Genomic DNA, 13,257 nt, shown 5'->3' on the forward strand with positions numbered 1-13,257 from the left:
GCTCCAGCTGCTTTTTTAGAACCTTTTACAGTTTCTGCAAAATCGAGTAAACGTTCTGTAGCATCTTCTCTTCTGTTTAAAATAACATCTTCTACATGTTCTAATAAATCCTTAGGAATATCATCATAAACCTCTAACATTGCAGGATTTACAATTCCCATATTCATACCATTTTGAATAGCATGATATAAGAATACAGAATGCATTGCTTCACGAACACCATTGTTTCCTCTGAATGAAAATGACACATTACTTACACCTCCACTGACAGAAACATTGGGTAAATTTTCTCTTACCCATTTTGTAGCTTCAATAAAATCGATGGCGTTTCTTTTGTGTTCATCCATACCTGTTGCAACAGGAAAAATGTTTAAATCGAATATAATATCTTCTGATGGAAAGTTTACTTTATTTACTAAAACATCATAAGAACGTTTTGCAATTTCTATTCTTCGTTCGTAATTATCTGCTTGCCCTACCTCATCAAAAGCCATAACAATTACAGCTGCTCCATAACGTTTTATTTGCGTTGCTTCCCAAATAAATTTTTCTTCTCCTTCTTTTAATGAAATAGAGTTTACCACGCATTTTCCTTGAACAACTTGTAATCCTGCTTCAATGATTTCCCATTTAGAACTATCAATCATTATTGGTACTCTACAAATATCAGGTTCTGCTGCAATTAAATTTAGAAAACGAACCATCGCTTCTTTTCCTTCAATTAAACCATCATCAAAATTAATGTCGATAATTTGTGCTCCACCATCTACTTGATGACGTGCAATATCTAAAGCTTCATCAAATTTTTCTTCTTTGATTAAGCGTAAAAATTTACGTGAACCAGCTACATTTGTTCGTTCTCCAACGTTGATAAAATTGCTGTTTTCGTTTAGAACTAAAGGTTCTAATCCTGACAGGCGCATGTATTTTGTTTGTTTCACTTTCATCTTCTTTCTATCATTTTAATAAGACCTTTCGACTGCTCTCAAAGTGACAGCGTTACGTGGTTTGTATTTTTTAGCAATATTTGCAATTACTTTTATATGTTCTGGACTGGTGCCACAACACCCTCCAATTATATTAATTAAGTTTTTCTTTAAATATTCTTCAATTTGCTCGCCCATTTCTTCTGGAGTTTCATCATACTCTCCGAATGCATTTGGCAAACCTGCATTTGGGTGTGCAGAAATTGCAAAATCTGTTTTATTGGCGATTGCTTCTAAATGTGGTTGTAACAAATTGGCCCCTAAAGCACAATTAAATCCTACTGATAATAATGGAATATGAGAGACAGAAATTAAAAAAGCTTCTGCTGTTTGACCTGATAATGTTCTACCTGAAGCATCTGTAATGGTTCCACTTAACATTACAGGAACTTCTATATTTCGTTCCTCTTTTACCTCTTCTATAGCAAACAAAGCTGCTTTTGCATTTAAGGTATCAAACACAGTTTCAACCAATAATAAGTCAGCACCACCATCCAACAAAGCTTCTGCTTGTTGCTTGTATGCGATTCTTAATTGATCAAAAGTTACTGCTCTGTATCCTGGATCGTTTACATCTGGAGACATACTTGCAGTTCTGTTCGTTGGCCCCATAGAACCTGCTACAAAACGTGGTTTGTGAGGCTCTTTTGCTGTAAATTCATCAGCAACTTCTTTGGCTATTTTTGCAGATTGGTAGTTTAATTCATACACCAAGTCTTCCATTTGATAATCTGCCATTGCAATTGTAGTTCCAGAGAATGTATTGGTTTCTACAATATCAGCACCTACTTCAAAATATTTACCATGAATGGTTTTGATAGCCTCTGGCTGTGTAATTGACAATAAATCATTATTTCCTTGTAAAGGTGTAGGGTAATCTTTAAAGCGTTCGCCTCTAAAATCTTCTTCAGTAAATTTATAGGCTTGTAGCATAGTACCCATGGCACCATCTAATACTAAAATTCTTTCTTGTAAAGCTTTGTATATGTTTGACATTCTTTGATGTTTTTATCAATATATGTCATCAGGAAAGGTATATTTTTCGCTGTTATCTTTCAAACCTAAAGTTTGTAGAATGTAGCACCTTCTATGCATTGAATTCTATTCAAAATCTTTTATAATTATTGTTTAAAATTATAAAAGACCCTGAACTTCTTCAGGGCAAGGGTTGCCAAGGCTTCAATGGGTCTAATCCCTCTGCCTTTCGTGATAACGTAAATTAATAAGATTATGAACTATACTGCAAATAAACGGATTATTTTTTTATTTGTAGACTTTTATAGTTTAAAAAACTATACTTATTCAAAAAGTGAAGATGATAAATAACGATCTCCTCTATCACAGACTATTGCAACTACCACACCTTTGTCTAACTTTTCTGCAACTTTAATCGCAGTAGCTATAGATCCACCACTACTCATACCTGCAAAAATACCTTCTTCGGTTGCCAATCTTTTTGTCATTGTGATGGCTTCTTGTTCGCTTACTTCTATGACTTCATCCACTTTATTTCTATTAAAAATTGCTGGCAAATATTCTTCTGGCCATTTTCTAATACCTGGTATTTTAGCTCCGTTTTTAGGTTGAGCGCCTACAATGGTAATGTCTTTATTTTTTTCTTTTAAAAAATCTGAAACCCCCATAATAGTTCCTGTAGTACCCATTGCAGCAACAAAATGTGTTACTTTACCTTCTGTATCTCTCCAAATTTCTGGTCCAGTTGTTTTGTAATGTGCTTTTGAGTTGTCTGTGTTATCAAACTGATTTAGTCTAAAATAACCTTTTTTATATTTTAATTTTAAAGCAAAATCTATAGAACCTTCCATACCTAATTCTTGCGGAGTTAAATGCACTTTTGCACCATAAGCTCTCATGGTTTTTACTCTTTCTATGGTTGAGTTTTCTGGCATTACCAAGACCATATTTACTCCCAAAACTTTTGCCATTAAAGCCAATGCAATACCTGTATTACCACTGGTTGCTTCTACCAAAGTATCACCTTTTTTAATATTATTTCTTTTTAAAGCTTCAGAAATCATATTGTAAGCAGCTCTATCTTTTACGCTACCACCAGGATTATTTCCTTCTAATTTTAATAACAAGGTTACACCTTCTTTTTTAAAAATATTTTGAGCTTCCACCAAAGGTGTGTTACCAACAAAATCTATGATACTTTTTGTTTTCATGTGATTTATTTTCTTTGAAAGATTTTATTTTCTGCTTGTACTGTAACCACTGAGTTTTTTGAAATTGATTCTGTTACACATACATTAGCGCCAATTACAGAGTTTTCTCCAACAACAACATCGCCACCTAAAATTGTTGCATTTGCATAAATGACAACATTGTTTTCTATGGTTGGATGTCTTTTAGTAGATGCCATATTTTTTTTAACTTGAATTCCGCCTAAAGTTACCCCTTGAAAAATGGTTACATTATCTTTAATTATGGTAGTTTCACCAATTACAATTCCTGTTGCATGATCTATAAAAAAAGAGTCTCCAATTTCGGCACCAGGATGTATATCTGTACCTGTTGTACTATGCGCAAACTCACTCATCATTCTTGGTAAAACAGGAATTTCTTGTTTTAATAATTGATTGCTTAACCTGTACACTGCAATTGCATAAAAACCTGGATATGCTAAATAAATTTCTCGTAAACTTTTTGCGGCAGGATCTCTATTTAAAGCAGCTAGCGCATCTAAATCTAATTTTTTTCTAATTTCAGGAAATGCATTTTCAAAAGCAGCCCAAGAACAGTTTTCGTTATCAACTTCTAATCTCTCTAAAATTTTAAAGAATTTATTTTTTGTTTTTGCACCATGTTCTTTCTGATAAGTCTCATCAAACAAACCATTAATTAGTGCTTTTGTAAAAACTTTTACAGCGTCTCTTAAACACATACTATAATTTTTTAGGAGAGTATTTTCTACTACTTCTTTCATACAGTTTAAGATTCTGGTGCCAATTCTACTTCTAGTCCGTTAATTTCTGGAGTCATTTGAATCTGACAACCCAACCTACTGTTATCTTCTACATGAAATGCTTCTGCTAACATTGCATCTTCATCATCTGTCATTTCTGGTAATTCGTGATCAGATTTTACATAACATTGACAAGATGCACACATTGCCATTCCGCCACAAATACCAATGGTTCCTTCTTCTGCCAATTCGTAAGAACGAACCACTTCCATTAAGTTCATTGCCATGTCTGTTGGTGCAACTACATCATGTGTTACGCCATTTCTGTCTGTTATTTTTATATTGATGTCTTGCATCTTTTTATTTGTTGGACTTTAGTATTTAGCTATTCGTATATTCTTCTTCTCGTTATTGAGTCTACAAAGTTAAGTAATCCTAACAATTTAAGGTTTTAAACTTTTAAGTTTTTAAAAGCTGTTTCTTCTTTATGCTTTTAAATTTGCTATTGGCTGTAATAAAGCGTTTTGTTTCAAACAAGTTTAGCCCAGATTGAAGCATCTGTTTGAGCTCTTTTTTATTCTAAACTTTATTTAGTATTTTAAATAGTAAAAAAATAACCTTTAAATATGAACAGCTACTGAAATAAATTCAGCATAAAAAAAGCGAGTGCTGAAAGCTGGAAATAGCTTCTAATAATTCTTCTATTTAAATCTACAAGGTTTTGGAAACCTTGCAGGAGTTTATTTATTGAATTGCTTTTACAACTGCTTTTGGTGCTTCTTTTCTTGTACCATCAAAACCATCTACACCACCAACTGTGGTATATTTCATTACGTATTTTTTGTCTGGAAAAATTCTTTTATAGGCACTTTGACACATTAATGTAGCTTCGTGAAAACCGCATAAAATTAATTTTAATTTTCCAGGATAGGTGTTTACATCGCCAATGGCATAAATACCTGGAATATTGGTTTGATAATCTAATGCATTATTTACTTTGATGGCATTTTTTTCTATTTCTAAGCCCCAGTTACCAATTGGCCCTAATTTTGGTGATAAGCCAAAAAGCGGGATAAAATGATCTGTGTCGATTATAAAAGAATCTTCTCCTTTTTTTTCTACAACAACACCAGTTACCTTATCTGTACCTAAAACAGCTTTTACTTCTGCTGGAGTTATAAGATTTATTTTGCCTAAGTTTTTTAATTCTTGAACTTTTTCTACAGAATCTAAAGCACCTCTAAATTCGTTTCTTCTATGAATTAAAGTTACTTCTGAGGCAACATCAGACAAGAAAATAGCCCAATCTAAAGCAGAGTCTCCACCACCAGAAATTACTACTTTTTTATTTCTGTAAAATTCTGGCTCTTTTATGATATACTCTACACCATAATCTTCAAATTTTGCAAGGTTTTCTAACAATGGTTTTCTCGGTTCAAAAGAACCTAAACCACCCGCAATTGCTACTACTTTTGCATGATGTTTTGTACCTTTATTTGTAGTAACTATAAAAGTACCATCTTCTAATTTATCTATAGTTTCTGCTCTTTCTCCTAAAGTAAAACCAGGTTCAAATTGCTTGATTTGCTCAAGTAAATTTTTTGTTAAGTCTCCTGCTAAAATTTCTGGATATGCAGGAATGTCATATATTGGTTTTTTTGGGTATATTTCTGAACACTGGCCTCCTGGTTGTGGCAAAGCATCTATTAAATGACACTTTAATTTTAATAAACCTGCTTCAAAAACGGTAAATAATCCTGTGGGTCCTGCACCGATAATTAGTATGTCTGTTGTAATCATTTTTTTTAAATTTGCTTTTAGCTATTTGCTTTTAGCCGTTTTTATTTTTCTACCAAACTTTTTGTAAACTCGTTTAGTTTTTCTACTTTTTCTTCAAAGTTTCCTTTGATTGTTTTTCTATATTCATTTAAATTTTTAACCAAATCATCTACATTTTCTGGAATTACATCTTCAAAAAACTGACGCAATCTTTTGGCGGTTGTGGGTGATTTTCCGTTGGTAGAAATGGCTACTTTTACATTTCCCTTGGTTACAATTCCGCCCATATAAAAATCGCAATAGGGTGGATTATCAGCTACATTTACTAGTTTCGCTTCTGCTCTACAATCTTTCCAAACTTGCACATTTACTTCTGGTATATCTGTTGTAGCCACTACAATATGTCTACCTTGTAAATATTTTTTTTGATATGTATCTTTAACTAATGTGACACATCCTTTTTTTGCCAATTCAATAGTATCCTCTCTAAACATTGGAGATACCATGGTTACTTTTGCATCTGTGCTCGATTTTAATAAAAATGTTAGTTTTTCTTCAGCCACAAAACCTCCGCCAACAATTAGAAAGTTTAGATTTTTTGATTTTAAAAAAATAGGATATAAATTATTTCTTTCCATCAACTTAAAATTATAACGCCAACTCTTTAGAATATTGCTGTTTTACATCTAGTAAATCTGCTCTATGATTTACAACTTCGCCTAAAACAATAATAGCAGGGTTGCTTAATTCTTGAGTTTCTACAACTTTTAAAATAGTATCTACTGTACCTATTCCAATTTTTTCTCTAATTGTAGTTCCATCTTGAATAATAGCTATTGGCAAATCGTTTTTTCCTTCTTTTTGAAAGAGGTTGACAATTTCTGGTAATTTTCCCATTCCCATTAAAATAACAACAGTTGCATTAGATTTTGAGGCTAAAGCTACATCTTTAGAGAGTTTATGATCTTTGGTTGTACCCGTTATTACCCAAAAACTTTCTGCACTTCCTCTTTTTGTTAAAGGTATATTTTGATATGCAGGTACAGCTAAAGAAGATGAAATACCAGGAACCATCGCTGTTTCTAGACCATGTTTTACAGCAAATTCCATTTCTTCTGCTCCACGTCCAAAAATAAACGGATCACCACCTTTTAAACGTACTACGTGACCTTTTGATTTTGCTCTGGCTACAATTAAATCGTTAATTTGTTCTTGTTGATATCTGTAACAACCTCTTCTTTTTCCTACAAAAACAAGTTCTGCTTTAGGGTTGATAAAATCTAATAATTCTTCATTTACCAAAGCATCATATAAAACAACATCTGCAGATTTTAGAACTTTTATTGCTTTTAAGGTGATTAAATCTACATCTCCAGGACCTGCACCAACTACTGTTAATTTGGGGTTTTTAAAAATCATACTTACTAATTTACAGTTGTTTTGGTTGCTGTTTCTTGTGTTCTAAAAGCTCTTACTTGTTGTAAAAAATACTCAGCATCTTTTATATATTTTTTTGCAAACTCTTCTTTTGGCGCGTATTTATTTATTTGATAAATGAAATCAGAAAATGAAGTTCCTATATCAAGTTTTTTAGTATCGATAAAATGGGCATCAAACAATTTAATAATGTTTGCTTGTGAATTTGTTTTGATATTTTCTGCCAACAACAATGCTTTTGCAGAGTTTACTAAAGAACTATAGGTATGATAAATAGCATTTGAATATACTTTGTTTACAAAAGCTTCTTTTGCGTTTTCAATTTTCTCTTCGCTTTCTAAAAATAAAGTTGCAATTAAATCGATAACAACACCTGCACATTCTCCAATTCCGATTTCTTTTACATATTCTTCATTGGTTCCCCAATCAATAAAATCTTCTTGGGTTAAGTTGGTAACATCTTGTAAATCATTTAACAAATCATAAAAATAACGCTCGCCTGTTATTTTATAATAATCTACAAATTTCTTTCCGTTTGCGTTTGCTTCAAAATCATTTAAAATTCTACGTAAAGCTTCTGGACCTCTTCTGCTGGGAACTTTTACTACTTTATCTGCAAAAATTCCATTCCCATCACCTAAATTTCCACCACCTAAAAGTACTTGTAAAGCTGGAGCTACTAACTTTTCTGGTGTACGAACAGACATACCTTGAAAGCCAATATTTGCCATATTATGCTGCCCACAAGCGTTCATACAACCACTTATTTTAATGATTAAATCTTCATTTTTTAAATATTGAGGATATTCTGCAGCTATAACTCTTTCTAATTCTTCTGCAATCCCTGTGCTACTTGCAATACCTAAATTACAAGTATCAGTTCCTGGACAAGCAGTAATATCTACTGCTTTATTATAACCCGCCTCTACAAAACCTAATTTTTCTAATTCTTGATAAAGGAAAGGAACGAATGCTTCTTTTACAAAAGGAATTAAAATATTTTGACGTAGCGATAATCTAATTTCTCCAGCTGCATAATTTTCAACTAAATCAGCTAATAATCTTGCTTTGTCTGTATAAAAATCACCTAATAAAACTTTAATACCGATAGCAACAAAACCTGCTTGTTTTTGAGGAACTACATTGGTTAATTTCCAAGTTTCAAATGCTTGCTGATTTTTAATTTCTGCTTTTGGTATTTCGTTTACATCAACAGGTTTTGAAGTTTCATAAGCATCCGCATCAATTTCTACTGATTTGAATTCAATTGCTTTTTGTTCTTTCTCTACCAATTCTTTAAAAGCATCTAAACCAATGTCTTTTATTAAGAATTTCATCCTTGCTTTGGCTCTACTTTTACGCTCTCCATATCTGTCAAAAATTCTTAAAACACCTTCCATTAAAGGAATTACTTTATCACTTGGTAAAAAATCATAAAACAAATCGGCATGTCTTGGTTGCGATCCTAAACCGCCACCAAGCATCACTTTAAAACCTCGAACACCATTTTCTATTTTGGCGATAAAACCTAAATCGTGCATATAAGAAAGTCCTGTATCTTCATCGGAAGATGAAAAAGAAACTTTAAATTTTCGGCCCATTTCTTGACAAATAGGGTTTCTTAAAAAAAACTTGAAAAGTGCATCAGCATATGGAGAAACATCAAATGGTTCGTTTACATCTATACCTGCTGTTTCTGAAGCGGTTACATTTCTAACCGTATTTCCACAGGCTTCTCTTAAGGTTACTTTATCTCGTTCCAATTCTGCCCATAATTGTGGCGTTCTGTTCAAATCTACATAGTGTATTTGAATATCTTGACGTGTTGTAATATGTAATCTTCCTCTTGAATATTCATCTGAAACTGCTGCAATTCTTTTTAACTGATTGCTTTTAACCTTACCATAAGGTAATTTGATACGAATCATTTGAACACCTTGCTGACGTTGACCATACACACCTCTTGCTAAACGTAAGCTTCTAAATTTTTCTTCATCAATTTGTAGGTTATTAAATGCAGCAATTTTATCTGCTAATTCAATAATATCTTTTTCTACAACTGGATTTTCTATTTCGGTTCTAAAACTTTGCATATTCTCTTTTTTATTTATCGGATAAAACCAACACCAACTGTATTGTTTGTTTTTGGATTGATTAAAATAAATGCACCATTCGATTTATTCTGATTGTAAGTATCTACTGATAATGGCTTACTCAACTTTAACTGAACATCACCAATTTGGTTTAATTCTAACGCTGAAGGATTTTCTAATTTTCCTGAAAAATCTGTTTTTATAATGCTATTTAATTGGGTTATTTTTGCTTGCGCATCATTTACACCATGTTTGATGTAATATTTTTGTGATGCTTGTAAAGGTTCTTTATCCATCCAACAAATGGTAGCATTTAGTTGTTTGGTAACTGTGGGTTCTTCATTTGTTTTTACCAGCATATCTCCTCTACTTACGTTTACATTATCTGATAATGTGATGGTTACAGAACTTCCGCTTTTTGCAGTAACATACTCATCTTCAAAAAAATGAATACTTTTTATGGTTGATTTTGTTTTTGATGGCAATACTGTAATGGCATCTCCAATAGACAAATTGCCTCCATAAATTTTACCTGCATAACCTCTAAAATCATGATATTCAGAAGTTTTAGGTCTAATAACAGTTTGCACAGGAAAACGTGTTTCTGAAATTTCATTAATATCTTCTGCATCCAACCTTTCTAAATGATGCAATAAAGTTTCGCCTTTGTACCATGGCATATTTTCAGATTTTTCTACAACATTATCGCCTTGTAAAGCAGACAAAGGAATAAAAGTTAAATTCTGATTTTTATATCCGCTTTTACTAGCTAAATACTCTATTTCTCCTTTGATGATATTATACTTTTCTTCAGAAAAGTCGACCAAATCCATTTTATTAATGGCAATTACCACATCTTTAATTCGTAATAAATTATTGATAAAAAAATGACGGTATGTTTGCTCTACAACTCCATTTCTTGCATCAATTAAAACAATAGAAGCATGTGCGGTTGAAGCGCCAGTAACCATATTTCTTGTATATTCTATATGACCTGGTGCATCTGCAATAATGAAACTTTTTTTTCTTGTTGAAAAGTAAATGTGTGCAACGTCTATGGTAATTCCCTGTTCGCGCTCTGCAACTAAACCATCTGTCGCCAGAGAAAAATCTAAATAATCAAAACCCCTTTGTTTACTTTTTTCTTTTATAGCCTCTAACTTATCATCTGTTAGTGATTTTGTATCGTATAATAAACGTCCTATTAAGGTACTTTTACCATCATCTACACTTCCTGCGGTTGCTATTTTTAATACGTTCATTCTTTTTGGTTTGTTGTTATTGGTTAATGAATGATGGTTATTTAATATGAACCATCTACTAAAAACCGAAAACTATAATTTTAAAAATACCCCTGTTGTTTGCGTTTTTCCATAGCTGCTTCAGATCGTTTGTCATCTATTCTTGCTCCTCTTTCTGAAATGGAGGAATCTCTAATTTCTTCCACAACTTTTACAATATCTACAGCATCAGATAAAACTGCGGCTGTACAACTCATATCACCAACCGTTCTAAAACGTACCATTCTTTCTACCACTTCTTCTTCTTTATCTCTATAAACAACAGCATCATCTGCAGACCAGATTAAACCATCTCTTAAAAATGTTTTTCTTTTGTGAGCAAAATAGATGGATGGAATTTTGATATTTTCTTTTTGGATGTAAGACCAAACGTCTAACTCTGTCCAATTTGAAATAGGGAAAACACGTACATTTTGTCCTAAATCTATTTTTCCGTTTAACATATCAAACAATTCTGGACGTTGATTTTTTTCGTCCCATTGACCAAAATCATCTCTAACAGAAAAAATACGTTCTTTGGCTCTTGCTTTTTCTTCATCTCTTCTTGCACCGCCAATACAAGCATCAAAACCAAACTCTTCTATAGCATCTAACAATGTCTCTGTTTGTAAGATATTTCTACTTGCATATCTGCCAGTTTCTTCTTTTACGCTACCATTATCAATGTTATCTTGTACGTTTCTTACTATTAATTCTACACCTAATTCTCTTACTAAATCATCTCTAAATTTTATAGTTTCCGGAAAATTGTGCCCTGTATCTATATGCATTAAAGGGAAAGGGATTTTTGCAGGATAAAAAGCTTTTTGTGCTAATCTTACCAGTGTAATACTGTCTTTTCCTCCAGAAAAAAGTAATACAGGTTTTTCAAATTGAGCCACTACTTCTCTAAAAATATATATGGCTTCGCTTTCTAAAGCATCTACTTGTATTGTTCTTTGATTCATAATCATGTTTTTTAGATATGCAAACCACATTCTCTATTACTTTCTACTTTTGTTGGGTCGAAATAAGTGAACTCATTTGGTAAATTATATTGCTCTAAATAAGTATCTAAGTCTTTTTCTGACCAATTGTAGAAAGGACTTACTTTAATAATACCATCTTTACTTTGTGATACAATATTGATACTATTTCTAAATGCTGTTTGTCCTTTTCTTAAGTTGGTAAACCAAACATCTGGTTGATGTTCTTTTATAGCTCTAGTGAAAGGTTCTAATTTTACTTGTTTTGTAAAAAGAGCGTGTTTTTTATCATCAATTGAGGGTACACCCAATACCACATTTCTATGAGCCACTGTTTGCTTTGGCACATACAATTGGATGTTTAAATTCAGTTTTTCGATAATTTCTTCTGCATGTTTATAAGTTTGTACTGTGTTGTAACCAGTATCGCACCAAATAACTTTTATATCCTGTTTTACTTCTGTAACTGCGTTTAAAATGGCAACTTCATAAGGCCTAAAATTTGTAGTAACTACCGGATTTTCTGCTATTGAAACTGCCCATTTTACAATATCTAACGGATTTTTATCTGATAAAAATTCATTTACTTCTTCAATATTCAAGTTCATTATTTTCCCCATTTTATTTTATTCCAAATTCTTTCATGAAAGAAATACAATACTAATTTTGTTAAAAAATCTATAGAAGCAATAGAAGTTGCCAGTGCAATTTCTCCTGTTAAAACATAAGAAACCACTAAGGTATCTAACGTTCCAATAACCCTCCAACTCAAAGCTTTCAAAACACTTCGCAAAGGTTTTTCAGAACCTCTATCATCTTCAAAACCTTTGCCTTGTGCTTTTTTACTAAAAATGATTTGATCTAAAATCATAAATAATTAATAATAATTCAAATACCCTACTTAATTAATAGGGATTACAAACATACTGCATAAAATGGAGGAAACATGTTTAAAATTAAATTAATTTATAATTACCCTATAGATTTAATAGATTAATAAAGAAAGAGCTGTTTTATTATGAATTTTAAAAAGGGAGAAAAGAAAAATTATGGAATAAAAAGAAGTTCTTTAAACATTTAAAATTAGCACATACATAAATCTGCCAAAGTAGTATGTCTAAAAATCTGTAATGTACTATCTCTAACTTGCAACATTAATTTGTGCACCGAACAGGCGTTTTCATTTGGACAATCATCACATTTTTCATAAAAATTTAAACTTACACAAGGTACCATAGAGATGGGGCCTTCTAAAATTCTCATTACAGTTGTCATTTGAATTTCTGAGGAATCTTTTAAAAGATAGTAGCCACCACCTTTTCCTTTTTTAGAACCTAAAATCCCGTTTTTTTTTAGAGTAAGTAGAATACTTTCTAAAAATTTTAAGGAGATATTTTCACTTTTAGATATAGTAGCAATTTGCACAGGTTCTTTATTTTCTTGTCTCGCTAGAAAAGTAAGTGCCTTAATACCGTATTTTGTTTTTTTAGAAAGCATATTTCAAAAATACGCAAATTAAAATTATTTAGGCATTTAGAGCCTGCTCTAAATCTGCAATAATATCTGCAACATTTTCTAAACCTACAGAAACCCTAACCAAGCCTTTTGTAATCCCTACTTCTAGTCTATCTTCTTCAGAAAGTCTACCATGCGTTGTAGAGGATGGATGTGTAACTATAGTTCTAGTGTCTCCTAAGTTTGCAGATAAGGAACACATTTTAATATTGTTTAAAAATTTTTTACCTGCTTCTATACCTCCTTTTAATTCAA

At 32.0% G+C, this 13,257-nt stretch carries 15 protein-coding genes and 1 riboswitch; all 15 genes read right to left on the reverse strand.

Going from position 1 to position 13,257, the window contains the following annotated elements; all coding sequences use genetic code 11:
- On the reverse strand, nucleotides 1–947 hold a 947-nt coding region (locus ACTG3S_RS09465), incomplete at its 3' end, for a dihydropteroate synthase (RefSeq protein WP_439129118.1).
- A gap of 15 nt (nucleotides 948–962) precedes the next feature.
- A complete protein-coding gene (locus tag ACTG3S_RS09470) occupies nucleotides 963–1,982 on the reverse strand; it encodes a homocysteine S-methyltransferase family protein (RefSeq protein ID WP_439129119.1) in 1,020 nt (339 codons plus the stop codon).
- Between the two features lie 49 nt (nucleotides 1,983–2,031).
- Nucleotides 2,032–2,202: riboswitch (SAM riboswitch) on the reverse strand.
- A gap of 82 nt (nucleotides 2,203–2,284) precedes the next feature.
- Nucleotides 2,285–3,172, reverse strand: a complete 888-nt coding sequence (gene cysM / locus ACTG3S_RS09475; protein WP_439129120.1) for a cysteine synthase CysM — start codon at nucleotides 3,170–3,172, stop codon at nucleotides 2,285–2,287.
- A gap of 5 nt (nucleotides 3,173–3,177) precedes the next feature.
- The gene (gene epsC, locus ACTG3S_RS09480; protein WP_439129121.1) at nucleotides 3,178–3,933 is read right to left on the reverse strand and encodes a serine O-acetyltransferase EpsC; all 756 of its coding nucleotides are present in this window, start codon (nucleotides 3,931–3,933) and stop codon (nucleotides 3,178–3,180) included.
- A gap of 5 nt (nucleotides 3,934–3,938) precedes the next feature.
- On the reverse strand, nucleotides 3,939–4,268 hold the full coding sequence (locus ACTG3S_RS09485) for a 2Fe-2S iron-sulfur cluster-binding protein (RefSeq protein ID WP_439129122.1): 330 nt from the start codon (nucleotides 4,266–4,268) through the stop codon (nucleotides 3,939–3,941).
- A gap of 388 nt (nucleotides 4,269–4,656) precedes the next feature.
- A complete protein-coding gene (locus ACTG3S_RS09490) occupies nucleotides 4,657–5,712 on the reverse strand; it encodes an NAD(P)/FAD-dependent oxidoreductase (RefSeq protein ID WP_439129123.1) in 1,056 nt (351 codons plus the stop codon).
- A 41-nt stretch (nucleotides 5,713–5,753) separates the two neighbouring features.
- Entirely contained in the window at nucleotides 5,754–6,329 is a 576-nt protein-coding gene (locus ACTG3S_RS09495; protein WP_439129124.1) for a precorrin-2 dehydrogenase/sirohydrochlorin ferrochelatase family protein, read from the reverse strand.
- Between the two features lie 10 nt (nucleotides 6,330–6,339).
- A complete protein-coding gene (cobA, locus tag ACTG3S_RS09500) occupies nucleotides 6,340–7,110 on the reverse strand; it encodes a uroporphyrinogen-III C-methyltransferase (protein ID WP_439129125.1) in 771 nt (256 codons plus the stop codon).
- Between the two features lie 5 nt (nucleotides 7,111–7,115).
- Nucleotides 7,116–9,221, reverse strand: a complete 2,106-nt coding sequence (locus ACTG3S_RS09505; RefSeq protein ID WP_439129126.1) for a HEPN domain-containing protein — start codon at nucleotides 9,219–9,221, stop codon at nucleotides 7,116–7,118.
- 14 nt (nucleotides 9,222–9,235) lie between these two features.
- On the reverse strand, nucleotides 9,236–10,483 hold the full coding sequence (locus ACTG3S_RS09510) for a sulfate adenylyltransferase subunit 1 (protein WP_439129127.1): 1,248 nt from the start codon (nucleotides 10,481–10,483) through the stop codon (nucleotides 9,236–9,238).
- An 80-nt stretch (nucleotides 10,484–10,563) separates the two neighbouring features.
- Nucleotides 10,564–11,469 (reverse strand): sulfate adenylyltransferase subunit CysD, encoded by a 906-nt coding sequence (gene cysD, locus ACTG3S_RS09515; protein ID WP_439129128.1) that lies wholly within the window; start codon nucleotides 11,467–11,469, stop codon nucleotides 10,564–10,566.
- A gap of 11 nt (nucleotides 11,470–11,480) precedes the next feature.
- Nucleotides 11,481–12,095 (reverse strand): phosphoadenosine phosphosulfate reductase domain-containing protein, encoded by a 615-nt coding sequence (locus ACTG3S_RS09520; protein WP_439129129.1) that lies wholly within the window; start codon nucleotides 12,093–12,095, stop codon nucleotides 11,481–11,483.
- Nucleotides 12,095–12,358, reverse strand: coding sequence for a DUF2061 domain-containing protein (locus ACTG3S_RS09525; RefSeq protein WP_439129130.1), 264 nt, complete (start codon nucleotides 12,356–12,358; stop codon nucleotides 12,095–12,097). Before ACTG3S_RS09525 ends, ACTG3S_RS09520 begins: the two co-directional genes overlap by 1 nt.
- 212 nt (nucleotides 12,359–12,570) lie before the next feature.
- Nucleotides 12,571–12,984 carry an RrF2 family transcriptional regulator gene (locus ACTG3S_RS09530; protein WP_439129131.1) on the reverse strand — a complete coding sequence of 138 codons (414 nt, stop codon included), beginning with the start codon at nucleotides 12,982–12,984 and terminating at the stop codon, nucleotides 12,571–12,573.
- 28 nt (nucleotides 12,985–13,012) lie between these two features.
- Nucleotides 13,013–13,257: PLP-dependent transferase (locus ACTG3S_RS09535; RefSeq protein ID WP_439129132.1), on the reverse strand; the 245-nt coding region annotated here is incomplete at its 5' end.

This window comes from Polaribacter sp. (assembly GCF_965656025.1).
Classification (GTDB): Bacteria; Bacteroidota; Bacteroidia; order Flavobacteriales; family Flavobacteriaceae; genus Polaribacter.